The 24,336-nt window shown below is 70.7% G+C and carries 24 protein-coding genes; 14 read left to right on the top strand and 10 right to left on the bottom strand.

The window, feature by feature from the left end; all coding sequences use genetic code 11:
- Positions 1-112 precede the first annotated feature (112 nt).
- From gap to CMS_RS09810, 5 genes are all read left to right on the top strand, one after another.
- Positions 113-1,120, top strand: a complete 1,008-nt coding sequence (gene gap, locus CMS_RS09830) for a type I glyceraldehyde-3-phosphate dehydrogenase (RefSeq protein ID WP_012299316.1) — start codon at positions 113-115, stop codon at positions 1,118-1,120.
- A 6-nt stretch (positions 1,121-1,126) separates the two neighbouring features.
- Positions 1,127-2,341 (top strand): phosphoglycerate kinase, encoded by a 1,215-nt coding sequence (locus tag CMS_RS09825; protein ID WP_012299315.1) that lies wholly within the window; start codon positions 1,127-1,129, stop codon positions 2,339-2,341.
- Positions 2,332-3,135, top strand: coding sequence for a triose-phosphate isomerase (gene tpiA / locus CMS_RS09820; protein WP_012299314.1), 804 nt, complete (start codon positions 2,332-2,334; stop codon positions 3,133-3,135). The genes CMS_RS09825 and tpiA overlap by 10 nt, the downstream gene beginning before the upstream one ends.
- Before the next feature lie 141 nt (positions 3,136-3,276).
- Positions 3,277-3,528 (top strand): preprotein translocase subunit SecG, encoded by a 252-nt coding sequence (secG, locus tag CMS_RS09815; RefSeq protein WP_012299313.1) that lies wholly within the window; start codon positions 3,277-3,279, stop codon positions 3,526-3,528.
- A gap of 11 nt (positions 3,529-3,539) precedes the next feature.
- Entirely contained in the window at positions 3,540-3,908 is a 369-nt protein-coding gene (locus tag CMS_RS09810; protein WP_012299312.1) for an RNA polymerase-binding protein RbpA, read from the top strand.
- A 179-nt stretch (positions 3,909-4,087) separates the two neighbouring features.
- Here CMS_RS09810 and pgl read toward each other — a convergent pair whose 3' ends face one another.
- The 6 genes from pgl to tkt form a co-directional block, all read right to left on the bottom strand.
- Positions 4,088-4,858, bottom strand: a complete 771-nt coding sequence (gene pgl, locus CMS_RS09805; protein ID WP_012299311.1) for a 6-phosphogluconolactonase — start codon at positions 4,856-4,858, stop codon at positions 4,088-4,090.
- Positions 4,855-5,853: a glucose-6-phosphate dehydrogenase assembly protein OpcA gene (locus tag CMS_RS09800; protein WP_012299310.1), complete on the bottom strand. Its 999-nt coding sequence runs from the start codon at positions 5,851-5,853 to the stop codon at positions 4,855-4,857. Before CMS_RS09800 ends, pgl begins: the two co-directional genes overlap by 4 nt.
- Positions 5,850-7,391 carry a glucose-6-phosphate dehydrogenase gene (gene zwf / locus CMS_RS09795; protein WP_012299309.1) on the bottom strand — a complete coding sequence of 514 codons (1,542 nt, stop codon included), beginning with the start codon at positions 7,389-7,391 and terminating at the stop codon, positions 5,850-5,852. Before zwf ends, CMS_RS09800 begins: the two co-directional genes overlap by 4 nt.
- 38 nt (positions 7,392-7,429) lie before the next feature.
- A complete protein-coding gene (locus tag CMS_RS09790; RefSeq protein WP_012299308.1) occupies positions 7,430-9,025 on the bottom strand; it encodes a glucose-6-phosphate isomerase in 1,596 nt (531 codons plus the stop codon).
- Positions 9,022-10,137 (bottom strand): transaldolase, encoded by a 1,116-nt coding sequence (gene tal, locus CMS_RS09785; RefSeq protein WP_012299307.1) that lies wholly within the window; start codon positions 10,135-10,137, stop codon positions 9,022-9,024. The genes CMS_RS09790 and tal overlap by 4 nt, the downstream gene beginning before the upstream one ends.
- Before the next feature lie 150 nt (positions 10,138-10,287).
- Positions 10,288-12,378, bottom strand: coding sequence for a transketolase (gene tkt, locus CMS_RS09780; protein WP_041464603.1), 2,091 nt, complete (start codon positions 12,376-12,378; stop codon positions 10,288-10,290).
- Between the two features lie 174 nt (positions 12,379-12,552).
- On the opposite strand from tkt, the gene CMS_RS09775 reads away from it, so the two are divergent.
- Positions 12,553-13,473: a heme o synthase gene (locus CMS_RS09775; RefSeq protein ID WP_012299305.1), complete on the top strand. Its 921-nt coding sequence runs from the start codon at positions 12,553-12,555 to the stop codon at positions 13,471-13,473.
- Positions 13,474-13,758: 285 nt separating this feature from the next.
- On the opposite strand, the gene CMS_RS09770 is transcribed toward CMS_RS09775, so the two are convergent.
- Positions 13,759-14,769: a COX15/CtaA family protein gene (locus CMS_RS09770; protein ID WP_041464602.1), complete on the bottom strand. Its 1,011-nt coding sequence runs from the start codon at positions 14,767-14,769 to the stop codon at positions 13,759-13,761.
- Between the two features lie 264 nt (positions 14,770-15,033).
- Between CMS_RS09770 and sufB the strand changes: the two genes are divergently transcribed.
- The 6 genes from sufB to CMS_RS09740 all read left to right on the top strand — a co-directional run bounded on the left by sufB (position 15,034) and on the right by CMS_RS09740 (position 20,917).
- Positions 15,034-16,452: a Fe-S cluster assembly protein SufB gene (gene sufB, locus CMS_RS09765; RefSeq protein ID WP_012299303.1), complete on the top strand. Its 1,419-nt coding sequence runs from the start codon at positions 15,034-15,036 to the stop codon at positions 16,450-16,452.
- The gene (gene sufD, locus CMS_RS09760; RefSeq protein ID WP_012299302.1) at positions 16,453-17,664 is read left to right on the top strand and encodes a Fe-S cluster assembly protein SufD; all 1,212 of its coding nucleotides are present in this window, start codon (positions 16,453-16,455) and stop codon (positions 17,662-17,664) included.
- Positions 17,661-17,981, top strand: a complete 321-nt coding sequence (locus CMS_RS09755) for a non-heme iron oxygenase ferredoxin subunit (protein WP_012299301.1) — start codon at positions 17,661-17,663, stop codon at positions 17,979-17,981. Before sufD ends, CMS_RS09755 begins: the two co-directional genes overlap by 4 nt.
- Before the next feature lie 13 nt (positions 17,982-17,994).
- Complete coding sequence (sufC, locus tag CMS_RS09750; RefSeq protein ID WP_012299300.1) at positions 17,995-18,765, top strand: Fe-S cluster assembly ATPase SufC; 771 nt, start codon at positions 17,995-17,997, stop codon at positions 18,763-18,765.
- The gene (locus CMS_RS09745; RefSeq protein ID WP_012299299.1) at positions 18,762-19,097 is read left to right on the top strand and encodes a metal-sulfur cluster assembly factor; all 336 of its coding nucleotides are present in this window, start codon (positions 18,762-18,764) and stop codon (positions 19,095-19,097) included. Before sufC ends, CMS_RS09745 begins: the two co-directional genes overlap by 4 nt.
- Before the next feature lie 221 nt (positions 19,098-19,318).
- Positions 19,319-20,917 carry an ABC-F family ATP-binding cassette domain-containing protein gene (locus CMS_RS09740; protein WP_012299298.1) on the top strand — a complete coding sequence of 533 codons (1,599 nt, stop codon included), beginning with the start codon at positions 19,319-19,321 and terminating at the stop codon, positions 20,915-20,917.
- A gap of 51 nt (positions 20,918-20,968) precedes the next feature.
- On the opposite strand, the gene CMS_RS09735 is transcribed toward CMS_RS09740, so the two are convergent.
- From CMS_RS09735 to CMS_RS16225, 3 genes are read right to left on the bottom strand one after another with little or no spacing between them, the layout of a single operon-like run.
- The gene (locus CMS_RS09735) at positions 20,969-21,814 is read right to left on the bottom strand and encodes an SURF1 family cytochrome oxidase biogenesis protein (protein WP_012299297.1); all 846 of its coding nucleotides are present in this window, start codon (positions 21,812-21,814) and stop codon (positions 20,969-20,971) included.
- Positions 21,811-22,068 carry a hypothetical protein gene (locus tag CMS_RS09730; protein ID WP_012299296.1) on the bottom strand — a complete coding sequence of 86 codons (258 nt, stop codon included), beginning with the start codon at positions 22,066-22,068 and terminating at the stop codon, positions 21,811-21,813. The genes CMS_RS09735 and CMS_RS09730 overlap by 4 nt, the downstream gene beginning before the upstream one ends.
- Positions 22,065-22,520, bottom strand: coding sequence for a DUF3099 domain-containing protein (locus tag CMS_RS16225; RefSeq protein WP_012299295.1), 456 nt, complete (start codon positions 22,518-22,520; stop codon positions 22,065-22,067). The genes CMS_RS09730 and CMS_RS16225 overlap by 4 nt, the downstream gene beginning before the upstream one ends.
- A 120-nt stretch (positions 22,521-22,640) precedes the next feature.
- On the opposite strand from CMS_RS16225, the gene fabG reads away from it, so the two are divergent.
- Both fabG and CMS_RS09715 read left to right on the top strand, forming a co-directional pair.
- Complete coding sequence (gene fabG, locus CMS_RS09720; protein ID WP_012299294.1) at positions 22,641-23,351, top strand: 3-oxoacyl-ACP reductase FabG; 711 nt, start codon at positions 22,641-22,643, stop codon at positions 23,349-23,351.
- Between the two features lie 23 nt (positions 23,352-23,374).
- Positions 23,375-24,331: a phosphotransferase enzyme family protein gene (locus CMS_RS09715; protein WP_012299293.1), complete on the top strand. Its 957-nt coding sequence runs from the start codon at positions 23,375-23,377 to the stop codon at positions 24,329-24,331.
- The last annotated feature ends 5 nt before the right edge of the window (positions 24,332-24,336 follow it).

The raw sequence follows: 24,336 nt of genomic DNA, 5'->3' as shown, positions 1-24,336 counted from the left end.
GTCCGCCGGGAGACCCGGGCCGCCCGCGGACCCCGCACGTCGGGCCTCCCGCCTGCTCGACCCCCTCCATCACCCACGCCGCCTCAGCGCGCGCAGAACAACAGGAGAACTCGTGACCGTCAAGATCGGCATCAACGGCTTCGGCCGCATCGGCCGCAACTACTTCCGCGCCGCGCTCGCCAAGGGCAGCGACATCGAGATCGTCGCCGTGAACGACCTCACCGACAACAAGGCGCTCGCGCACCTGCTCAAGTACGACTCCATCACCGGCCGCCTCGACGCCACCGTCGAGCTCGACGGCGACAACATCGTCGTGAACGGCAAGGCCATCCGCGTCCTCGAGGAGCGCGACCCCGCGAACCTCCCGTGGGGCGAGCTCGGCGTCGAGATCGTCATCGAGTCCACCGGACGCTTCACCAAGGCCGAGGACGCGCGCAAGCACATCACGGCCGGCGCCAAGAAGGTCCTCGTCTCGGCTCCCGCCACGGGCGACAACGTCACGACCCTGGTCCTCGGCGTCAACGAGGGCACCTACGACCCCGCCACGCACGACGTCATCTCCAACGCGTCCTGCACCACGAACTGCCTCGCGCCCCTCGCCAAGGTCTTCCTCGACGAGTTCGGCATCGAGCGCGGCCTCATGACGACGGTCCACGCGTACACCGCCGACCAGAACCTCCAGGACGGCCCGCACAGCGACCTGCGCCGCGCGCGCGCCGCTGCGGTCAACATCATCCCGACGTCCACCGGCGCCGCCAAGGCGCTCGGACTCGTGATCCCGGAGCTCGTCGGCAGGCTCGACGGCTACGCGCTCCGCGTGCCCGTGCCCACCGGCTCGATCACCGACCTCACCATCGAGACCTCGGCGAACGTCACGGTCGAGCAGGTCAACGCGGCCTACAAGGCCGCGGCCGAGGGCCCGCTCAAGGGCATCCTCAAGTACACCGAGGACCCCATCGTCTCGAGCGACATCGTCAACGACCCGCACTCCTCGATCTTCGACGCCGGCCTCACGAAGGTCATCGGCAACCAGGTCAAGGTCGCGTCGTGGTACGACAACGAGTGGGGCTACTCCAACCGCCTCGTCGACCTCACCGAGTACGTCGCCGATCGCCTGTAACCGGCCGTGGCACTCCGCACCATCGACTCCCTCGGGGATCTCCGGGGCCGCCGCGTCATCGTGCGCTGCGACCTCAACGTCCCGCTGAAGGGCGGCGTGATCGGTGACGACGGGCGCATCCGCGCCTCGTTGGGGACCCTCACGGGTCTCCGCGAGGCCGGGGCGCGCGTCATCGTGATCTCGCACCTCGGCCGGCCCGACGGCACTCCGGATGAGAAGTACAGCCTGCGTCCCGTCGCGGCCCGCCTCGGCGAGCTGCTCCGGGCGGACGTCGCCTTCGCGGACGACACCGTGGGCGACTCCGCCCGCGCGGCCGTCGAGGCCCTCGGCGACGGCGACGTCGTCGTGCTCGAGAACCTCCGCTTCCACGCGGAGGAGACCAGCAAGGACGAAACGGTCCGCCGCGGCTTCGCGGAGTCGATCGCCGAGCTGGGGGACGCGTTCGTGTCCGACGGCTTCGGCGTCGTCCACCGCAAGCAGGCCAGCGTGTTCGAGCTGGCGCAGGCGCTGCCCAGCGCCGCCGGCTCGCTCATCGCGAGCGAGCTCGAGGTGCTCGACCGCCTGACGGAGAACCCGGAGCGTCCCTACACGGTCGTGCTCGGCGGATCCAAGGTGTCGGACAAGCTCGGCGTCATCGGCCACCTGCTTCCCCGCGTGGACTCACTTCTCATCGGCGGCGGGATGCTCTTCACGTTCCTCAAGGCCCAGGGGCACGAGGTGGGCGCGAGCCTCCTCGAGGAGGACCAGGTCGAGACCGTCAAGGGCTACCTGGCCGAGGCGGAGGAGCGTGGCGTGAAGATCGTGCTGCCCACCGACGTGGTCGTGGCCGACGGGTTCTCCGCCGACGCCGCCCACGAGGTGACGCGTGCCGACGCCATCGAGGGGACGCCCGCGGGCGCGAAGGGGCTCGGGCTCGACATCGGCCCCGAGACCGCCGACGCGTTCGCGACGATCATCCGCGGCTCGACCACGGTGTTCTGGAACGGCCCCATGGGCGTCTTCGAGCTGGAGCCGTTCGCGGCCGGCACGAAGACGGTCGCCGACGCGCTCACGCGCGTCGAAGGGCTGTCCGTGGTCGGCGGCGGCGACAGCGCCGCGGCCGTCCGCGCACTCGGATTCGATGATGACCGCTTCGGTCACATCTCGACCGGAGGCGGCGCGAGCCTCGAGTTCCTCGAGGGGAAGCGCCTGCCGGGACTGGAGGTCCTCGGATGGCAGTGACCCATCGCCCGCAGGGGCGCACGCCCCTCATCGCGGGCAACTGGAAGATGAACCTGGACCACCTCCAGGCCATCGCCTTCGCGCAGAAGCTGGCATGGAGCCTCAAGGACGCGAAGCACGACTACGCGGAGGCGGAGGTCGCGGTGTTCCCGCCAGCGACCGACATCCGCAGCGTGCAGACTCTCGTGTCGGCGGACAAGCTCGAGCTGGCCTACGGCGCGCAGGACGTGTCCGAGCACGAGTCAGGCGCGTACACGGGGGAGATCTCCGCGGCGTTCCTGGCGCAGCTGGCCTGCCGCTACGTCATCGTCGGCCACTCCGAGCGGCGCACGCTGCACGGGGAGACCGACGAGCAGGTCGCTGCCAAGTCCGCCGCGGCCGTGAAGCACGGCATCGTCCCGGTGATCTGCGTGGGCGAGACCGCGGCGGACCTCGAGGAGCACGGCGCCAGCGCCGTCCCCGTGGCCCAGCTGCGCGTCGCGCTCCAGGGGCTCGAGAAGGGCGCCGACGTCGTCGTCGCCTACGAGCCCGTGTGGGCCATCGGATCCGGCCAGGCCGCGACGCCGGAGCAGGCGCAGCAGGTCGCGGCGCCTCTCCGCGCGGTCGTCGCCGAGCTCCTCGGCGACGAGGCCGCGAAGGCCACGCGGATCCTCTACGGCGGCTCGGTCAAGTCGGGCAACATCGCGGGCTTCCTCCGCGAGCCGGACGTCGACGGAGCCCTCGTCGGCGGCGCCAGCCTCGACGTGCAGGAGTTCTCCGCGATCGCGCGGTTCCGCTCGCACGTCGGCGTCTGACCAGCGACATCTCCTCGAGCCGCTCGCGTCCATCCAGGCGCGGGCGGCTCGTCATGCTCAGCCGCCCGCTATAATCGACAACGGCCCATCGGCCGTCCACCGGTCGCTATCGGCCACAGCACCGCACCCGAAAGGCCGCACGTGGAAATCCTCCAGGTAGTCCTGCAGGTGGTTCTGGGAATCACCAGCCTCCTGCTGACCATGCTCATCCTCCTGCACAAGGGGCGGGGCGGCGGTCTGTCCGACATGTTCGGGGGCGGCACCACGTCGAGCCTCGGCTCGTCGGGGGTGGCCGAGCGGAACCTGAACCGCATCACCGTCATCCTCGGCCTCATCTGGGTCACGTGCATCGTGGTCCTGGGGCTCATCACCAAGTTCGACACCGGATTGTAGGGAGCAGCCACATGGCATCAGGAGGAAGCGCCATCCGCGGTTCGCGCGTCGGCGCGGGCCCCATGGGCGAGCAGGACCGCGGATTCCACGCGGAGCGCATCTCGATCTCGTACTGGGACGCCCTCGGCAACGAGACCGTCCGCCACTTCGCGGCGAACCTGCCGGAGGAGGAGATCCCGGTCACCATCGACTCGCCGCAGTCGGGTCTGCCCGCCGGGCGCGACAAGGCCAACCCGCCGTCGGTCGCCAAGCTCGAGCCGTACAAGACGCACCTCGCATACGTGAAGGAGCATCGCAGCGAGGAGGAGGCGAGCCAGCTCCTCGAGGAGGCGCTCGAGCAGCTCCGCGCCCGCCGCGGCACGGTCAAGGCCACCAAGTAGGTCGTAGACCGCACACGACACATGAACGCCCCCGTCCTGAGGACGGGGGCGTTCTTGGTGCTCGCGCTCCTCGCGGCGAGGTCGACCCGCCGGGAGGAGCATCCACGCCGGAGACGACGAAGGGCGGATCCCGGAGGATCCGCCCTTCGTGCCGAGCCCGGCTCACGCCGGGGCGGCGGTCAGTACGACGACAGCCGGAGGTTCTCCGGCACGTCAGCGGCCGCCTCGCGGTCGATGAAGAACACCGTCCGCTTGCGTCCCTTGATGCCCGCGACGGGCACCTCGGTGCGGTCGGCGCCCGCGAGCGCGAGACCGAGCGCGAACGCCTTGTCCGGACCGGCCAGCACCATCCAGATGCGCAGCGACGAGTTCAGCACCGGCAGGGTGAGCGAGATGCGCTCCGCCGGCGGCTTCGGCGAGTTGCGCACCGGGATCACCGCAGCGTCCATGGTGCGGATGCCCTCGCTGTCCGGGAAGAGCGACGCGACGTGCCCGTCCGGCCCGACGCCGAGGAACGTGATGTCGAACCGGGGGATCGAGGTGTCGCCGTTCGCGTGGGCGGCGAGCTCCGCCGTGTACGCGGCGACGGCCTCGTCGAGGCTGAGACCCGCATCGCTCGCGCCCATGGCGTGGACGTTCTCCGCGGGCAGGTCGATGTGGTCGAGGAGGGCCGTGCGCACCGTGGTGTCGTTGCGCTCCGGGTCGCCCTGGGGCAGCCACCTCTCATCGCCGAACCAGAAGTGGACCCGGGTCCAGTCGACGCTGTCGCGCGCCGCGGACTCGTTGACGGCCGCGAGGATGCTCGGGCCGACCGTCCCTCCGGTGAGGACGACGTTGGCGGTCTCCTCTTCATCCAGGATGTCGACGAGCTTCGTGAGGAAGCGCGCGGCGACGGAGCCGGTCATGGCCTTCTTGTCGGGGTGCACGAGCACCCTGCGGTCGTTCGTCATCGGTCTCCCGAGTCCTTCCGTGCGGTGGTGGACGCGGAGATGTACCCCTGGCCGGCGGCGGCGCGCTCGAGGCCGTGACGGATCACGTCGCCGTAGAGCGCGTCGGGGTCGAGGCGCCGCAGCTCCTCGGCCAGGCAGTCGCGGAGGCTCCGGCGGGGGAGGCTCACATCGTGCGTCGGCTGGTTCGGCTGCTTGAGCGTCGCCACGTTGGCGATGGGCCGGTCGAGGTCGATGACGCCCGACGCGCGGTGGAGGCGCACTCCGTGGATCCCGCTCGAGCCGGTGGCCCGCGTGGTGACCTCGTGCAGCACGGGGACCTGTAGCTGCAGTCCGAGCCACGCGGCGAGCAGCACGGTGGAGGGGGAGTCGGCGGCGCCGGACACCTCCACCTGGGTCACGGGCTCGTACGGCGGCTGGTCGAGCACCGCGGCGAGCAGCGCGCGCCAGAGCGTGAGGCGCGTCCACGCGAAGTCCGTGTCACCGGGGGCGTACGTCGCCGCCAGGTGCTGCAGGGCGACGCGCGGGTTGCTGCTCGTGGAGGAGTCCGTGATGCGGCGCTGCGCGATGCGGCCGAGCGGCGACTGGCTGACGACCGCGGGGGCGTCGTGCGGCCACCAGGCGACGACGGGCGCATCGGGGAGGAGGAGGCCCGTGACCAGGCTCTCCTCGTCCTCGGCGGCCGCGCCGTAGACGCGGAGCACGACGACCTCGCTCGCGCCGGCGTCGCCGCCCACGCGGATCTCGGCGTCGACGCGGGCCTTCTCGGTCGTCGTCTCCGATTCGGCACCGCGCTGGGTGGAGATGACGATGACGCGCATGGGGTGCTCGCGCGACGCGTCGTTGGCCGCCTCGATGGCCTCCTCCTCGCTGCCGAGCGAGGTGGAGATCACGAGCGTCAGGACGCGACCGAGGGCGACCGCGCCGCCCTCCTCGCGGATCTTGACGAGCGCCTTCGAGATCTTGGCGGTGGTGGTGTTCGGCAGATCGACTCTCATGGCCGCCTCCAGGTCCGTCCGTCGCGGGCGAGGAGCTCGTCGGCCGAGGCCGGCCCCCAGGTGCCCGGACGGTACTGCTCGGGCTGGCCCTGCGTGCGCCAGAATTCTTCGATGGGGTCCAGGATCTTCCAGCTCAGCTCGACCTCCTGGTGGCGGGGGAAGAGCGGCGGGTCGCCGAGCAGCACATCGAGGATGAGCCGCTCGTACGCCTCCGGGCTCGCCTCGGTGAAGGCGTGGCCGTAGCCGAAGTCCATGGTGACGTCGCGCACCTGCATCCCCGCGCCCGGCACCTTGGAGCCGAAGCGGATGGTGACGCCCTCGTCGGGCTGCACGCGGATGACGAGCGCGTTCTGTCCGAGGGCCGACGTCTGGTCTTCCGCGAACAGGTTCTGAGGCGCGCGCTTGAACACGACCGCGATCTCCGTCACGCGGCGGCCGAGGCGCTTGCCCGCTCGCAGGTAGAAGGGCACGCCCGACCAGCGGCGCGTGTTGATGTCGAGCCGCATGGCGGCGTAGGTCTCGGTCAGGGACTCGGGGTCCATGCCGTCCTCGTCGAGGAAGCCCACGACCTCCTCGCCGCCCTGCCAGCCGCCGGCGTACTGCCCGCGGGCCGTGGCGGTGGAGAGGTCCTTCGGCAGGCGCACCGCGGACAGCACCTTCTCTTTCTCGTCCCGGAGGCTCGACGCGTCGAACGCGACGGGTTCCTCCATGGCCGTGAGGGCGAGGAGCTGCAGGAGGTGGTTCTGGATCACGTCGCGGGCCGCGCCGATGCCGTCGTAGTAGCCAGCACGGCCGCCCACGCCGATGTCCTCGGCCATGGTGATCTGCACGTGGTCCACGTAGTTGGCGTTCCACAGGGGCTCGTAGAGCTGGTTCGCGAAGCGCAGCGCCAGGATGTTCTGGACCGTCTCCTTGCCCAGGTAGTGGTCGATGCGGAACACCGAGTCCGGCGGGAAGACCGACTCGACGACCGCGTTGAGCTCGCGCGCCGTCGTGAGGTCGCTCCCGAAGGGCTTCTCGATGACGACGCGGCGCCAGTGGCCCTCCTTCTGGTCCGCGAGGCCCGAGCGGCGGAGCTGCTCGGTGACCAGCGGGAAGGACTTCGGCGGGATCGACAGGTAGAACGCGTGGTTCCCCATCGTGCCGCGCTCGCGGTCGAGCTCCTCCGTGATGTCCTTCAGCGTCTGGAACGCCTCGTCATCGTCGAAGGTGCCCTGCACGAAGCGGATGCCCTGCGCCAGCTGGCGCCAGACGTCCTCGTCGAACTTGGTGCGCGAGTACTGCTTGACGGCCTCGTACACGACCTGCTCGAAGTCCTGGTCCTCCCAGTCCCTCCGGGCGAAGCCGATGAGCGCGAAGCCGGGGGGCAGGAGCCCCCGGTTGGCGAGGTCGTAGACGGCCGGCATCAGCTTCTTGCGCGACAGGTCACCCGTCACGCCGAAGATGATGAGGCTGCTCGGCCCCGCGATGCGGTTCAGCCGTCGATCAGACGGGATCCGCAGTGGATTGAATTCCGGGGTGATATCCACCGGCGACATGTAACTCCTCGATCTGCCGGACGCGTCCGGCGATGCGGTCATTCGAGCGTCGAGAGCAGGGCCCGGGCGTCCGTGGTGGGATCGGTCAGGTTCAGTCGCAGGACGGGACGACCGTGCTCGGCGAGCACGGTGGCGTCGCCGGCGGCCTGCGCCTGGATGAGCTGCCCGAAGGTGAAGGGGCGGTCGGGGATCTCGAGATCCTCGGCCGCGTCCGCGGTGATCTGCAGGAACACGCCGACGGGGGTGCCGCCCTTGTGGAACTGCCCCGTGGAGTGGAGGAAGCGCGGACCCCAGCCGAACGTGACGGGCCGGCCGACCTTGCGGGCGACGGCGTCGAGGAGGCGCTCGAGCTCGGGGAGGGCGAGGCGGTCGACGAAGGCCTGCACGGCGACGTAGCCCGTCGGGCCGACCTGCGCGAGCAGGGCGTCGATCGCGGAGGAGACGTCGGTCGCGCCCTCGGTGACCTCGCTGGTGCCGCGGACCTCGATGCCGTCCGTCGTGACGACGGGGGCCTCCGGCGCGGGACGGTCGTCGAGCAGCCCGCGCGCGGCGACCTTGGCGGCCTCCACGTCGGGCTGGTCGAAGGGGTTGATCTCGAGCAGGCGGCCCGCGACGGCGACGGCGTACTCCCACGTGAGGATCTGCGCGCCGAGCGTGCCGCTGATGACGATCTCGCCCTCGGCCGCGTCGTGCGCGTCGACGTCGGCGACGAGCCGCGCGATCTGCAGGTCGGCGAGGCCGAGCGCGAGCTCAGGGGCGTCGGTCGGCAGCACGACGGGCAGGAGGCCCGTTCCGAGCTTGCCGGTGGACTCCGCGATGAGCTGCTCGACCCAGTCGCCGAAGCCCACGATGTGCGTGCCGTCGGAGACGATACCGAGCTTGTCCTTCAGCGGCGAGGTGCCGGCGATCGCGGCGCCGAGCACGAGGCCCGGGTTCGAGACGTCGTCGACGGCGAGCTGCGCCGAGGCCGCCTCCGCTTCGTCGAGCAGGCCGCCGATGTCGGCGCCCGCGAGGCCCGACGGCACGAGGCCGAAGGCGGTCAGCGCGCTGTAGCGGCCGCCCACGTCGGGGTCCGCGTTGAAGACGCGGTAGCCGTCGGCGCGGGCCGACTCGTCGAGCGGGGAGCCCGGGTCGGTCACGATGACGATGCGCGTGGTCGGGTCGATGCCCGCCTCGCGGAACGACTTCTCGTAGACGCGCTTCTGGCTGTCGGTCTCGAGCGTGGAGCCGGACTTCGACGAGATGACGACCGCCGTGGTGGCGAGGCGGTCGCCGAGCGCGGCGAGGACCTGGCCGGGGTCGGTCGAGTCCAGGACCGTGAGCTCGACGCCCGCGGTGCGGGTGATGACCTCGGGCGCGAGCGAGGATCCGCCCATGCCGCCGAGGACGATGTGGTCGACGCCCTGGCCGCGGAGCTCCTCGCGGAGCGCCGTGATCTCGGCGACGAGGGGACGGGATACGGAGACCGCCTGGGTCCAGCCGAGGCGCTTGGTGGCCTCGGACTCGGCGTCGGGGCCCCAGAGGGTGCCGTCGAGCCCCGTGATGCCGGAGGCGACGTGCGCCTCGACGAGCGCGGGGACGTGGGTCTCGACGGCCGTGGCCGCCGCGCCGCTCAGCGCGATGCGGACGCTCACTTGGCGCCGTCCAGGGCGGTCGTCACGGTCTCGATGAGCTCGCTCCACGACACCTTGAACTTCTCGACGCCCTCCTTCTCGAGGAGCTCCGTGACCTCCTTGTAGGAGATGCCGAGTCCGTCGACCGCGTTGAGGACCTCGTTGGCGGCGTCGTAGGAGCCCGTGATGGTGTCGCCCTCGATGACCCCGTGGTCGAAGGTCGCGTCGAGCGTCTTCTCGGGCATCGTGTTGACGACGTCCGCCGCGACGAGCTGCGTCACGTAGAGCGTGTCGGGCAGGTCGGGGCTCTTGACGCCGGTGGACGCCCAGAGGGGGCGCTGCTTGTTGGCGCCGGCGCCGAGGAGGCCCTGGGCGCGCTCGGAGGCGAAGGACTGCTCGAACGCCTGGTAGGCGAGCTGCGCGTTGGCGACGCCGGCCTTGCTCTTGAGCGCGGTGGCCTCCTCGGTGCCGATCGCGTCGAGGCGCTTGTCGATCTCGGTGTCGACGCGCGACACGAAGAAGGAGGCGACCGAGTGGATGGTCGACAGGTCGATGCCCGCCGCCTTCGCCTTCTCGAGGCCGGTCAGGTACGCGTTGATGACCTCGCGGTAGCGCTCGAGCGAGAAGATCAGGGTGACGTTGACGCTGATGCCGGCGCCGATGACCTCGGTGATGGCCTCGAGGCCCTCGCGGGTCGCGGGGATCTTGATCATGACGTTGGGCTCGGAGATCTTGTCCCACAGCTTGTGGGCCTCGTCGATGGTCGCCTGGGTGTCGTTGGCGAAGTCGGGGGAGACCTCGATCGAGACGCGGCCGTCGAAGCCGACGGTGCGGTCGTAGACCGGCCGGAAGATGCGCGCTGCCTCGCCGACGTCACGGGTGGTGATCTCGAAGACCGCGCGGTCGACGTCGGCGCCGTCGGCTGCGAGCTCGCGGACCTGGGCGTCGTACGCCTCGCCCTTGGCGAGGGCCGACGCGAAGATGGTGGGGTTCGTCGTGATGCCGACGACGTCGCGCTCGGCGATCACCTTCTCGATGCCCTTGGCATCGATGCGCTCGCGGGACAGGTCGTCGAGCCAGATGCTGACGCCCGCGGCGGAGAGCTGCGCGGTGGGGGAAGTGGTGTCGGTCATGTTGCCTTCTTCTCGCTGGTTGTGAGGTTCTGGGGGAGGGGCGCACGCGTGCGCCCCTCCCGGGTACCCGGCCGACGCGCTGGTGGGCGCTCGGTCGGGGCGGGCCGGCGGGGAGCGGAGCAGCTCGGCCGCCCCGCTCCTCGTCAGCTTCTAGAGGGAGGCGATGGACTCCTTGGCCGCTGTGACGACGGCCTCCGTGGTGATGCCGAACTCGCGGTACAGGACCTCGTACTCGGCGCTCGCGCCGAAGTGCTCGATCGAGATGCTGCGGCCGTGGTGCCCGACGTACTGCTTCCAGGAGAGCGAGATGCCCGCCTCGACGGACACGCGCGCGGCGACCGCCTCGGGGAGCACGTGCTCCTTGTACGCGGCGTCCTGCTCCTCGAACCACTCGAGGCTCGGGGCGCTGACGACGCGGGCCTTGATGCCGTCCGCGGCGAGGGCCTCGCGGGCCTCGACGGCGAACTGGACCTCGGAGCCCGTGGCGATGAGGATGACGTCGGGCGTGCCCTCGGTGTCGGCGAGGATGTACGCGCCCTTGGCGACGCCGGCGGCCGAGGCGTACTCGGTGGCCGTGGCGTCGCCCGTGCCGCGCTCGAGCACCGGGAGGTTCTGGCGCGAGAGCGCCAGGCCCGCGGGGCCCATGCGACGGGTGAGGATCGTCTTCCACGCCTGCGCGGTCTCGTTGGCGTCCGCGGGGCGGATGACGTCGAGGCCCGGGATGGCGCGGAGGCTGGCGAGCTGCTCCACCGGCTGGTGGGTCGGCCCGTCGCCGCCGAGGGCGACCGAGTCGTGCGTCCAGACGAAGATCGACGGCGCCTTCATGAGCGCGGCGAGACGGACCGCCGGGCGCATGTAGTCGCTGAAGATGAGGAACGTGCCGCCGAACGGACGCGTGTTGCCGTGCAGGACGATGCCGTTGAGGATCGCGCCCATGGCGTGCTCGCGGATGCCGAAGTGGAGGACGCGGCCGTAGGGCTCGCCCTTCCACATGCCGGTCGAGCGCTCGGCGGGCACGAAGGACGGCGCCGACTCGATGGTCGTGTTGTTCGACTCGGCGAGGTCGGCGGAGCCGCCCCACAGCTCGGGCATGACCTCGGCGATGGCGTTGATGACCTTGCCGGACGCGGCGCGCGTCGAGACGTCCTTGCCCGCGGGGAACACGGGGAGCGCCTCGTCGAGGCCCTCGGGGGCGTCGCCGGCGAGGACGCGGTCGAGCAGCGTCTTGCGCTCGGGGTTCGCCTCGGCCCACGCGGCGAGCTTCTCGTCCCACTCGCGGTGCTGCTGCTGGCCGCGCTCGACGGCCTGGCGGGTGTGCTCGAGGACGCCGTCCGGCACCTCGAAGCTCTTCTCGGGGTCGAAGCCGACGATCTGCTTGACGGCCGCGAGCTCCTCGGCGCCGAGCGCGGAGCCGTGGATCTTGCCCGAGTTCTGCTTCTTCGGGGACGGCCAGCCGATGATCGTCTTGAGGATGATGAGCGACGGCTTGCGCGTCTCGGCCTTGGCGGCCTCGACGGCGTCGAACAGCTCCTGCACGTCCTCGACGTACTCGCCGGTCTTCTTCCAGTCGACGTGCTGCACGTGCCAGCCGTAGGCCTCGTAGCGCGCGGCGACGTCCTCGGTGAAGGCGATGTCGGTGTCGTCCTCGATGGAGATCTGGTTGCTGTCGTAGATCGCGATGAGGTTGCCGAGCTCCTGGTGCCCCGCGAGGGAGGAGGCCTCGGAGGTGATGCCCTCCTGCATGTCGCCGTCGCCGGCGATCACGTACACGAAGTGGTCGAAGGGGCTCTCGCCGGCGGGGGTCTCGGGGTCGAAGAGGCCGCGCTCGTAGCGGGCGGCGTAGGCGAAGCCCACGGAGGAGGCGAGGCCCTGGCCGAGCGGGCCGGTGGTGATCTCGACGCCGTCGGTGTGCCCGTACTCCGGGTGGCCCGGGGTCTTGGAGTCCCACGTGCGGAGGGCCTGGAGGTCCTCGATCTCGAGGCCGTAGCCGCCGAGGAAGAACTGCGTGTACTGCGTGAGCGAGCTGTGGCCCACCGAGAGGATGAACCGGTCGCGACCGATCCAGGTGCTGTCGGACGGGTCGCGGCGCATGACCTTCTGGAACAGGAGGTAGGCCGCCGGGGCCAGGCTCATGGCGGTGCCGGGGTGACCGTTTCCGACCTTCTCCACCGCGTCCGCGGCGAGGATCCGTGCGGTGTCGACCGCCTTGCTGTCGATGGGGTCCCATTGCAATGCTGCCACTTGGTTCTAGCCCTTCTGAAGATGGGGGGAGGCCCAGCCGGACCGCCTATCAGTATAGGGAACACCCACTTGGCCCCAGGTGTTCCGAGCCCGTCGCGACGGGCCCGACGCGGCTCGGCTCGCAGGGGCCGTGGCCTACCATGGGGAGGGAATGTCCGGCGAGTTAGAGGTGCGATGAACGTTGCGGTGCAGAGTCGGGTCGATCGGGAGACGATCGGCGTGGCGAGGAAGACCAAGGCGTACGTCGCACTGACGAAGCCGCGCGTCATCGAGCTCCTGCTCGTGACCACCGCGCCCGTCATGATCCTCGCCCAGGGCGGGTGGCCGAACCCGTGGCTGATCCTCGGCGTGCTTGTCGGAGGAACGCTCAGCGCGGGCAGCGCCAACGCCTTCAACTGCTACATCGACCGCGACATCGACCGCGTCATGAAGCGCACGCAGCGCCGACCCCTGGTGACGGGGGAGCTGACGGATCGCGAGGCGCTCGTCTTCGCCTGGATCATCGGCGTCGCCAGCATCATCTGGCTCGGCGTCATCTCCAACTGGCTGGCCGCGGCGCTCTCGCTGGCCGCCATCCTCTTCTACGTCTTCGTCTACACGCTGTGGCTGAAGCGCCGCACGCCGCAGAACATCGTCTGGGGCGGAGCGGCCGGCTGCATGCCCGTGCTCATCGGGTGGGCCGCCGTCACCGGCGACATCTCCTGGGCGCCGGTGATCCTCTTCATGATCGTGTTCCTCTGGACCCCGCCGCACTACTGGCCGCTGTCCATGAAGTACCGCGACGACTACGCCTCGGTCAACGTGCCCATGCTCGCCGTCGTCCGCGGCCGCGCCGCCGTCGGCCTCCAGACCATCCTGTACTCGTGGGCCACGCTCGCCTGCTCGCTGCTGCTCATCCCGGTCGCGGGCATGGGGCTCGTCTACACGCTCGCCGCGCTCGCGGGCGGCGGCTGGTTCGTCTACGAGACGCACCGCCTGTACGACCTCGCGGTGCGCCACGAGCCCATCAAGCCGATGCGCGTCTTCCACGCGTCGATCTCGTACCTCTCGCTGCTGTTCCTGGCGGTCGGCATCGACCCGCTCCTTCCCTTCTGATCCCCGCGTCGGGTCCGCGGCGCTCGTCCGTCGACTGACGCCCCCGCCGGCCGACGGTCTCCGTCGCGACGACGCCCGGCTCCGCTGACGGCGCTCGAGGCGAGGGACCCAGGGCGCTGGGCCCGGGGGCCGATCAGGACCCGGCTCCTGCTCGTCCGGGCATGTCCGACGACCGCGGACCTCGCGTCCGGGCCCGGGTGGGGATGTCCCGTGGGCTTCGCCCGGGACGACGACGCCCGCCGCGAGCGGTGCTCGGGCGGGCGTCGTCGACGGGACGGGCGGGGATCAGCCCACGTGGGCGGAGCGCCGCGCCTCCGCGGGGGTCAGCCGCAGGGTGTCGGCCCGGCGCGTGGTGCTCAGCAGCGTCGCGGTCATCGCGGAGGCCAGCAGGCACGCGAGGACCATGTGCAGCCCCACGAGGAACTCGGGGAGGCCCGTGCGCGCCTGGATCAGGCCGACGGCGATCTGCACGAGCTCGACCGCGAGGAGCGCCCGGGTCCAGCGCGACACGGCGGTCCACCGGTTGCGGGCCGCGATGACGACCAGGGCGATCGTCAGCCCGAACGTCGTGTACGCCGGCCAGCTGTGGACGTGCTGCAGCAGCTCCGGGTCGAGCCCGTTGCGCGCCGCACCCTGGTCGCCCGCGTGGGGACCGGATCCGGTGACGACGATGCCGACGAGGATCGTGATGCCGACGACGACGGCGGTGGCGCGCGCCAGGGACAGGAAGGAGGACGGGACCGAGCGCTCGGCCTCGTCGAGCGGGTGGTAGGTGCGCCACACCAGCACGGTGGACAGCACGACGAGCACCACGGACACCACGAAGTGGAGGCCGACGACGTACGGGTTCAGTCCGGTCAGGACGGTGATGCCGCCGATGACCCCTTGCGCGGGGATGCCGAGGCCGATGGCGAGCGCGATCGAGAAGAGGCCGCGTCCGCGGTTCCGGAGACGCAGGACGGCGAGGAACGTGGCGATCGCCACGATCACCAGCACGAAGGTGAGCAGGCGGTTGCCGAACTCGATGACGCCGTGCACGCCCATCTCGGGCGTCGACACGAACGAGTCGGCGGTGCACCGCGGCCACGTCGGGCACCCCAGTCCCGATCCCGTGAGACGGACGAGCCCGCCCGTGCCGACGACGAGCGTCTGCACGACGAGAGTGGTCCAGACGAGCATCCGCGTGACGCGGGTGATCCCGTCCGGCAGCCGCTCCCGCAGCCGCCTGCCGACCATGAGGGTCTGATCTAGCACGCTCCCACTGGGAGACTGCCCCGCATCGGTGCCGTGAGTCACTGCCTGCCTTCCGCGCCCGCTGGATTGCCCGTAGAATCGGGTGGTTCATGGAACACGTCGGGTCTTGCAGCATCCGGCACGTCAGCGAGGACGGCGGGAACAAGTCCACCCGCGTTCCTGTTCATCCTAAGAGGGGCGCGGGGCGTGGAGCCGCCGCATCCCGGACACCCACAGTCTTCCTCTCGTCACCGAAGCGGCGTCGCCGTGCGGGGGGTATGCCGATACGGCGCTGATACGCCCAGATCGTCAGGAAAGCAGGTAGCCATGTCGGATGTGCTCATCGACCGACCGGAGCTCGAGAGCCTGGGGCAGTACGAGTTCGGATGGTCCGACTCGGACGTCGCCGGCGCCTCGGCCAAGCGCGGCATCTCCCCGCAGGTCGTCGCCGACATCTCGCGGCGCAAGAGCGAGCCCGAGTGGATGCTCGCCAACCGCATGAAGGGCTACGAGCTCTTCGGCAAGAAGCCCATGCCGACGTGGGGAGCCGACCTGTCCGGCATCGACTTCGACAACATCAAGTACTTCGTGCGCTCCACGGAGAAGCAGGCCCAGACATGGGAGGACCTGCCCGACGACATCAAGAACACGTACGAGCGGCTCGGCATCCCCGAGGCGGAGCGCCAGCGACTCGTCTCCGGCGTCGCGGCCCAGTACGAGTCCGAGGTCGTCTTCCACTCCATCCAGAAGGAGCTCGAGGACCAGGGCGTCATCTTCATGGACACCGACACGGCGCTGCGCGAGCACCCGGACCTGTTCAAGGAGTACTTCGGCACCGTCATCCCCGCGGGCGACAACAAGTTCGCCGCGCTGAACACGGCCGTGTGGTCGGGCGGCTCGTTCGTGTACGTGCCCAAGGGCGTGCACGTCGAGATCCCGCTGCAGGCGTACTTCCGCATCAACACCGAGAACATGGGCCAGTTCGAGCGGACGCTGATCATCGCGGACGAGGGCAGCTACGTTCACTACATCGAGGGCTGCACCGCCCCCATCTACAAGTCCGACTCGCTGCACTCCGCGGTCGTCGAGATCATCGTGAAGAAGGACGCCCGCGTCCGCTACACGACCATCCAGAACTGGTCGAACAACGTCTACAACCTCGTCACCAAGCGGGCGACGGCGGCCGAGGGCGCGACGATGGAGTGGATCGACGGCAACATCGGCTCCAAGGTCACGATGAAGTACCCCTCCATCTACCTCATGGGCGAGCGCGCCAAGGGAGAGACCCTGTCCGTCGCCTTCGCGGGCCCCGGCCAGCACCAGGACGCCGGCGCGAAGATGGTGCACATGGCGCCGTACACGCAGTCGTCGATCGTCTCCAAGTCCATCGCGCGCGGCGGCGGCCGGGCAGGCTACCGCGGCGAGATCCGCGTGGACGCGGCGGCGCACCACTCCGCCAACACGGTCCGCTGCGACGCGCTGCTGGTCGACACGATCTCGCGCTCCGACACGTACCCCGCGATCGACATCCGCGTGGACGACGTCCAGCTCGGGCACGAGGCTACGGTCTCGCGCGTGAGCGAGGAGCAGCTGTTCTACCTGATGAGCCGGGGCATGCCCGAGGACGAGGCCATGGCCATGATCGTCCGCGGCTTCATCGAGCCCATCGCCCGAGAGCTGCCCATGGAGTACGCGCTCGAACTCAACAAGCTCATCGAGATGGGCATGGAAGGATCCGTCGGCTAGATGACGACCCCACTCGCCACCACAGAAGCCCCCGTCCCCGCCGACCAGCACGGCAACCGGGCGCACACCGACGGAGGGTGGGCGGCAGTCCCCATCCAGACCCGCTCCGAGCGCTTCACGTCCACGGACGTCGAGGCCTTCGAAGCGGTCACCGGCCGCGAGGCCGTTTGGAAGCTGACGCCCGTCCGCCGGCTCGACGACCTCATCTCCGGTGACCTCGACGGCTCCCGCTACCCGGTCACGCACAGCGGGGCCGACGGAACGTCCGTCTCCTGGATCCCCCGCGACGATGCACGCATCGGCACCGCGGGAGCCCCGGAGGACCGCGCCCAGGCCAACGCCTGGTCGTCCTTCGGCGAGGTGCTCGCCATCGCGGTCACGGGGGAGGAGCGCGTCACCGTCACGGTCGGCCGCTCCGAGCTCGGGCTCGCGCCGCGCGCCGCGCACACCCTGATCACCGCCGCCCCGTTCAGCCGCGGCGTCGTCATCCTCGACAACGTCGGATCGGCGTCCCTCGTCGAGAACGTCGAGATCGTCGTCGGCGACCAGGCCGAGCTCACGGTCGTCACCGTGCAGCAGTGGGACGACGAGGCGCGCCACCTGGCCGCCCACCAGGCCGTCGTCGGACGTGACGCGAAGCTCAAGCACGTGGTGGTGACGCTCGGCGGATCCATCGTGCGCGTGAACCCCTCGGCCCACCTCTCGAACGAGGGCGCGGACGGCGAGCTCCTCGGCGTGTACTTCGCCGACGCGGGCCAGCACCTCGAGCAGCAGGTGTACGTCGACCACGACGCCCCCAACACCCGCAGCCGGGTCACCTACAAGGGCGCGTTGCAGGGGAAGGGCGCGCGCACCGTGTGGATCGGCGACGTCCTCATCCGCCGCTCGGCGCCCGGCACCGACAGCTACGAGCAGAACCGCAACCTCGTCCTCACGGACGGCACGCGCGCCGACTCCGTCCCGAACCTCGAGATCGAGACCGGCGACATCGCCGGCGCCGGCCACGCGAGCGCCACGGGCCGCTTCGACGACGAGCAGCTGTTCTACCTGCAGGCCCGCGGGATCACCGAGGAGGAGGCGCGTCGCCTCGTCGTCCGCGGCTTCCTCAGCGAGATCGTGCAGCAAATCGGCGTGCCCGACCTGGAGGAGCGGCTGCAGGCCGCCATCGAGGCCGAGCTCTCCGCCAGCACCTCCACGGAGACGATCCGATGACTGCCGTCCGCATCTGCGCGGTCGACGACCTCGACGTGAATGAGGCGCTCCGCATCGAGATCGAGGGCCTCGCCATCGCGCTCGTCAAGGACTCCTCGGGAACGGTGCACGCCATCGGCGACACCTGCACGCACGGCGACATCTCGCTCGCCGAGGGCTTCGTCGAGGGCGACACCCTGGAGTGCTGGGCCCACGGCTCGAAGTTCTCCCTCGAGACGGGCAAGCCGCGCACGCTGCCGGCGTACGAGCCCGTCCCCGTCTACCCCGTGACGATCGTGGACGGCGACATCCACATCGACACCACCCCGAAGAGCTAGAGGAACCGCACGCATGTCAACTCTCACCATCACCGACCTGCACGTCAGCGTCGACACCGAGCAGGGTCGCAAGCAGATCCTCAAGGGCGTCGACCTCACGATCAACGAGGGCGAGATCCACGCGATCATGGGCCCGAACGGCTCCGGCAAGTCCACGCTGGCCTACACGATCGCGGGCCACCCCAAGTACCACGTCGACTCCGGCTCCATCACGCTCGACGGCGTCGAGGTCCTCGACATGACGGTCGACGAGCGCGCCCGTGCAGGCCTGTTCCTGGCCATGCAGTACCCGGTCGAGATCCCCGGCGTCACCACCACTAACTTCCTCCGCACCGCGAAGACCGCGATCGACGGGGAGGCCCCGGCCATCCGCGGCTGGATCAAGGACGTGCGCACGTCGATGGCGGCGCTGAAGATGGATCCCGCGTTCGCCGAGCGCAACGTCAACGAGGGCTTCTCGGGCGGCGAGAAGAAGCGCAACGAGGTGCTGCAGCTCGAGCTGCTCAAGCCGAAGTTCGCCGTGCTCGACGAGACCGACTCCGGCCTCGACGTCGACGCGCTGAAGATCGTGTCCGAAGGCGTCAACCGCGCGAAGGCGAACACGGGCCTCGGGCTCCTGCTCATCACGCACTACACGCGCATCCTCCGCTACATCCAGCCGGACTTCGTGCACGTGTTCGTCGCGGGCCGCGTCGCCGAGCAGGGCGGCCGCGAGCTGGCCGACCGGCTCGAGGACGAGGGCTACGACCGCTTCCTGACGCCCTCGACCACGGTGGACGCGTGAGCACCCAGAGCACGCTGACCCCGCAGAAGTTCGACGAGGTCGAGGAGGCGCTCAAGGACGTCATGGATCCCGAGCTGGGGATCAACGTGGTCGACCTGGGCCTCATCTACGACCTGGCGTGGGACGACGAGAACGACGCCCTCATCATCCACATGACGCTGACGTCCGCGGGCTGCCCGCTCACCGACGTGCTCGAGGAGCAGACCGCCGAGGCGCTCGACGGCGTCGTGGCCGCGTTCCGCATCAACTGGGTGTGGATGCCGCCGTGGGGTCCCGACCGGATCACCGACGACGGCCGCGACATGATGCGGGCGCTCGGCTTCTCCATGTGATCGTCGCCCGACCGCTCGTCCACGACGGCCCCACCCTCCCGGTGGGGCCGTCGTCACGTCTCCCGACCCGCCGCAGGGAGGGCTGCGCCGCCGTCGTCTCGTACACTGGACGGGTCGGGTCCGATGGACGCCCTCGACCGACCGGGCTCGACCCCCTCTGCTGCGGGTCGCCCACCTCCCACGGACCGTGGGACATCCGCTCAACAGAAGGACCTCTCACCGTGCTCGCTGTACACGACCTGGAGCTGCGCGTCGGCGCCCGCGTCCTCATGGAGGACGTCTCGTTCCGGGTGAGCCCGGGGGACAAGATCGGCCTCGTCGGCCGCAACGGCGCGGGCAAGACGACGCTCACCAAGATCCTCGCGGGAGAGGGCCAGCCCACGGGCGGCCGCATCGACCGCTCGGGCGAGATCGGCTACCTGCCGCAGGATCCGCGCTCGGGCAACCCGGAGGACCTGGCCCGCACGCGCATCCTCGACGCCCGCGGGCTCGGGACGCTGTCGCTCGACATGCAGCGCGCGATGCTCGACATGGCGTCGACGGACGACAAGGTCTCCGCGAAGGCGATGAAGGACTACGGCCGGCTCGAGGAGCGCTTCGTCGCGCTCGGCGGGTACGCAGCCGAGGCCGAGGCCGCGTCCATCGCGAGCAACCTCAGCCTGCCCGACCGGATCCTCGACCAGCCGCTCAGCACCCTCTCTGGCGGCCAGCGCCGCCGCATCGAGCTCGCGCGGATCCTGTTCTCCGGCGCCGACACGATGCTCCTCGACGAGCCCACCAACCACCTCGACGCCGACTCCGTCACCTGGCTCCGCGAGTTCCTCAAGGGGTACCAGGGCGGGCTGATCGTGATCAGCCACGACGTCGAGCTCGTCGGCGACACCGTGAACCGCGTCTTCTACCTCGACGCCAACCGCATGGTCATCGACATCTACAACATGGGCTGGAAGCACTACCTGCGCCAGCGCGCCGCCGACGAGGAGCGCCGTAAGAAGGAGCGCGCCAACGTCGAGAAGAAGGCGGGCGTCCTCCAGCTGCAGGCCGCGAAGTTCGGCGCCAAGGCGTCGAAGGCGGCCGCCGCCCACCAAATGGTGCGCCGCGCGGAGAAGATGCTGTCCGGCCTCGAGGAGGTGCGCGCCGTCGACCGCGTCGCCAAGCTCCGCTTCCCCGAGCCCGTCGCCTGCGGGCGCACGCCGCTCATGGCGAGCGACCTCAGCAAGAACTACGGGTCCCTCGAGATCTTCACGGCCGTGGACCTCGCGATCGACCGCGGCAGCAAGGTCGTCATTCTCGGGCTCAACGGCGCGGGCAAGACGACGCTGCTGCGGATCCTCGCGGGCGTCGACGAGCCCGACACGGGCCGGCTCGAGCCCGGCCACGGCCTGCGCATCGGCTACTACGCGCAGGAGCACGAGACCATCGACGTGAAGCGCAGCGTGCTGGAGAACATGGTCTCCTCCTCGCCCGACATCTCCGAGATGGAGGCGCGTCGCGTGCTCGGCTCGTTCCTCTTCACGGGCGACGACTCGGCGAAGCCCGCCGGAGTCCTGTCCGGTGGCGAGAAGACGCGCCTGGCGCTCGCGATGATCGTGGTGTCCGGCGCGAACGTGCTGCTCCTCGACGAGCCCACCAACAACCTCGACCCCGCGAGCCGCGAGGAGATCCTCGGCGCGCTGAACACGTACTCCGGGGCCGTGGTGCTCGTGAGCCACGACTCGGGTGCGGTCGAGGCGCTGAACCCGGAGCGCGTCCTCATCATGCCGGAGGGCACCGAGGACCACTGGAGCCCCGACTACATGGACCTCATCGAGCTCGCCTGACCCGACCAGGCGGGCCGGACACGACCCGTCAGGAGCCCGCGGGGTGTCGGCTCAGCGCGCCTCGTCGAGGATCCGGTCCTCGACGTCGGCGTCCGAGGGCTGCTTGCGGGCCCGCTTGGCCTGACGGGCGCGCTCGCGGTCCTGCTCCTCGGGATCGTCCGCGTTGATGATGCGGTACTCGTTGCGGATCGCGACGCCGAGGCCGACGAACGCGATGATTGCGAACACCAGCCACTGGAACGCGTAGGAGAGGTGCGGGCCCTCGTCCTCCTCGGGGCGCGGCGTCGCGAAGGGGGCGGCGTCGGCGGGGGCGGGATCCTCCGAGATCAGGAGCCCGTACGCGCCCGTGAACGTGGGTGAGCCGACGCGCGCGGCGATGTCGGGCAGGTTGACGGTCGCGATCTGGCCCTCGGGCGCCGAGCGACCCGGCAGCTCCGGCTCGCCCGCCTTGAGGCGCGCCGTGACCGTGACCTCGCCGACGGGCGGGGCGGGGACGGAGTCGGGGGAGTCCTGCGAGTTGCCGATGGGCACCCAGCCCCGGTCGACCACGAACACCCGCCCGTCGTCGAGGCGCAGGGGCGTGAGGACCTCGAAGCCGGGCTGCCCGTTGAAGGGCCGGTTCCGTGCGAGCAGCTGCTGGTCGACCAGGTAGGTGCCGGTCATCGTGACCGGGGTCCACTTCTGCGTGTCGACGTACGCCGACGTGTCGGCGAGCACCTGGTCGACGGGCTGCGGGGCGCGGTCCCAGTTGTCCTCGACCTTGGCGATCTCGGCGAGTGCCTCGTCCCGGCGCGCGAACTGCCAATGGCTGAGGAGGACGCAGGCGATGGCGAAGACCACGGCGACCGCGAGGTACCCGGCCCACCTGCGGTTGAGGACGAAGCGCCAGCGGCTCACGCGATCGCCCCCGCGACGGGTGCGTCGAGCGCGGCGACGCGCACCGGGAAGTCGCGCCCGGCGAGGAAGTCGCGGAGGAAGGCGACGTGCTCGTCGCACGCCGTCCACGTCTTCACCCGGTCGGCCGTGTGGATGCGCGGGTTCCGCCACTCGACGCGCCAGGCGGCATCGGCGCGGCATCCGGCGCGCGAGCATTCGACGACATCGGAGGACGGCCCGGCGGATCCGAGCCCCCAGGAGGCGAGGCCGCTCACGCGCCGGTCGGGGTGTCGGGCGCGGTCGGCCCGCCCGCGGTCGTCGGACGGGGATCCGGGTCGGGCGTCGGCTCGGGCGCGCGTCCGGTCTCGTAGGTCGTGAACGGCTCGGGCGTGGTGAACGGCTCCGACGCGCGGAAGGGCTCGGAGGGGACGAACGGCTCGGCGGGCGGCGGGAAGCCGGAGTGGCGGGCGGAGACGACGACCACGCCGCCGGGACGCTCGACCGCCGTGCCCTGGTTGCCGCCGACGTTCGCGAGGATGACCGCGAAGTAGGGCAGCACGATGGCGCCGATGGCGGCGACGGCCAGCCACCAGCCCTGGAGGAAGAGGCAGGACAGGATGCAGACCATCCGGATGCTCATCGCGATGGTGTACTTCACCATGCGGGCATGGCGGTCCTCCTGCGGGGACCGGGGGAGGCTGGTGACCGACTGCTGCGGAGCTGGCATGCGTGGATGGTGTCCTTCGCAGGGAGCGACGCGCTCCCCATCGAGACCAGGGTACGCCGCCCCACCGGTAGGCTCGTCCGCGTCCGCAAGCCCCCTCCAAGCCGTAATGGAAGGTTCCCCATGAGCACTGCACGCACCGTCGTCGTCACCGGAGGCAACAGGGGGATCGGGTACGCGATCGCCGAGGAGATGCTGCGCCGCGGCCACCGCGTCGCCGTCACCGCCCGCTCCGGCCAGGGACCCGAGGGCAGCCTCACGGTGCGCGCCGACGTCACCGACGCCGCGTCCGTCGACGCCGCGTTCACCGAGGTCGAGGCCGCGTACGGACCCGTCGAGGTCGTCGTCGCGAACGCGGGCATCACGCGCGACACCCTCATGATGCGGATGAGTGACGACGACTTCACCGAGGTGGTCGACACGAACCTGGGCGGCGCCTTCCGCGTCGTCAAGCGCGCATCCAAGGGCATGCTCAAGGCGCGCTTCGGCCGAATCGTCCTCATCTCCAGCGTCGTCGGCCTGTACGGCTCCGGCGGCCAGGTCAACTACGCGGCGTCCAAGAGCGGGCTGGTCGGCCTCGCCCGCTCCGTCACGCGCGAGCTCGGCGGACGCGGGATCACCGCGAACGTGATCGCCCCCGGCTTCATCGAGACCGACATGACCGCCGAGCTGCCCGAGGCCACCGCCGCCGAGTACAAGAAGTCCATCCCGGCCGGCCGCTACGGCACCGCCGCCGAGGTCGCGGGCGTCGTGGCGTGGGTGTCCTCCGACGAGGCCGCGTACATCTCGGGTGCCGTGATCCCCGTCGACGGCGGCCTCGGCATGGGCCACTGACCCCGACGGTCGGGGAGAGCGCCGTGACCGAACTCCTGGCGGCCTGGGACCTCGGTCCCGCCGCGCTCACCGAGCTGGGGGCCACGCACAACCACGCGTACCGGGTCGACGTCGACGGCGGATCCCGCTACCTGCTGCGCCTGCACGTCGCCCGCCGCAAGCAGCACGAGATCGACCTGGAGCTCGACTGGCTCGACGTGCTCGCGTCGCGGGGCTGGCCGTCGGTGCCCGGTCCGCAGCGCACGCGCGACGGCTCCTGGACGGCGACCGTCGAGGTCGCCGTGCCCGACGACGACGAGGTCGGGCTCCGCCGCGCGGTGGTCGGCGCGTCGGGCGGGCGCGTGGAGCGGCGCCTCGCGAGCCTGCTCACGTGGCACGACGGCGAGATGCTGAGCAGCCTCCCGGCCTCGGCGGACGCGGGGCCGTTCGCCGAGACGCTCGCCGCCCTGCACGCGGCGGGTGCGGATCCGGCGGCCGTCGCCCTGGCCGGACAGCGCCGCCGCTACGACGCGGACTACGCGACCACCCGCCTGGAGCGCCTCGTCGAGGGCTACCCGGGCATCATGGCGGACGGCTCCACCGCCGACGCGCTGGGCGGCGCGATCGAGCAGCTCCGCGCCACGCTGGCGGAGGCCGGGCCGCCGATCATGGTGCACGGCGACTACCACCCCGGCAACCTCATCCAGGGGCCGGACGGGGTGTCCGTCATCGACTTCGACCGCTGCGGCCTCGGCCCCGCCGGGCTCGACGTCGCCGCGGCGATCATGTACCTCGCTCCCCGCCAGCGTGCGCAGTTCCACCGCGCCTACACGGCGGCGGGCGGCAGCACGGGCGTCCCGGACGAGCGCTTCGGCGCGTTCATCTTCCTGGCGTACCTCGACAACGTGACGCACCTCGCGAGCCTGCCGTCGGAGCGGGGGCGGATGCCCGCGAACATCGCGCAGCTCACGGCGATCGCCCGGGCGGTCGTCGCGGGCTGAGGGGC

Origin of the sequence: Clavibacter sepedonicus, assembly GCF_000069225.1 — a bacterium.
GTDB lineage: Bacteria > Actinomycetota > Actinomycetes > Actinomycetales > Microbacteriaceae > Clavibacter > Clavibacter sepedonicus.
This window is presented reverse-complemented; position numbering and strand designations above follow the sequence as displayed.

Bases quoted from the DNA above. Each gene is read 5' to 3' on its own strand.
- CMS_RS09775 (WP_012299305.1), top strand. From the start codon at position 12,553: ATGAACGTTGCGGTGCAGAGTCGGGTCGATCGGGAGACGATCGGCGTG.
- sufC (WP_012299300.1), top strand. From the start codon at position 17,995: ATGTCAACTCTCACCATCACCGACCTGCACGTCAGCGTCGACACCGAG.
- CMS_RS09755 (WP_012299301.1), top strand. From the start codon at position 17,661: ATGACTGCCGTCCGCATCTGCGCGGTCGACGACCTCGACGTGAATGAG.
- fabG (WP_012299294.1), top strand. From the start codon at position 22,641: ATGAGCACTGCACGCACCGTCGTCGTCACCGGAGGCAACAGGGGGATC.
- sufB (WP_012299303.1), top strand. From the start codon at position 15,034: ATGTCGGATGTGCTCATCGACCGACCGGAGCTCGAGAGCCTGGGGCAG.
- pgl (WP_012299311.1), bottom strand. From the start codon at position 4,858: ATGACGAACGACCGCAGGGTGCTCGTGCACCCCGACAAGAAGGCCATG.
- CMS_RS16225 (WP_012299295.1), bottom strand. From the start codon at position 22,520: ATGCCAGCTCCGCAGCAGTCGGTCACCAGCCTCCCCCGGTCCCCGCAG.
- CMS_RS09810 (WP_012299312.1), top strand. From the start codon at position 3,540: ATGGCATCAGGAGGAAGCGCCATCCGCGGTTCGCGCGTCGGCGCGGGC.
- CMS_RS09800 (WP_012299310.1), bottom strand. From the start codon at position 5,853: ATGAGAGTCGATCTGCCGAACACCACCACCGCCAAGATCTCGAAGGCG.
- tal (WP_012299307.1), bottom strand. From the start codon at position 10,137: ATGACCGACACCACTTCCCCCACCGCGCAGCTCTCCGCCGCGGGCGTC.
- sufD (WP_012299302.1), top strand. From the start codon at position 16,453: ATGACGACCCCACTCGCCACCACAGAAGCCCCCGTCCCCGCCGACCAG.
- zwf (WP_012299309.1), bottom strand. From the start codon at position 7,391: ATGTCGCCGGTGGATATCACCCCGGAATTCAATCCACTGCGGATCCCG.
- tpiA (WP_012299314.1), top strand. From the start codon at position 2,332: ATGGCAGTGACCCATCGCCCGCAGGGGCGCACGCCCCTCATCGCGGGC.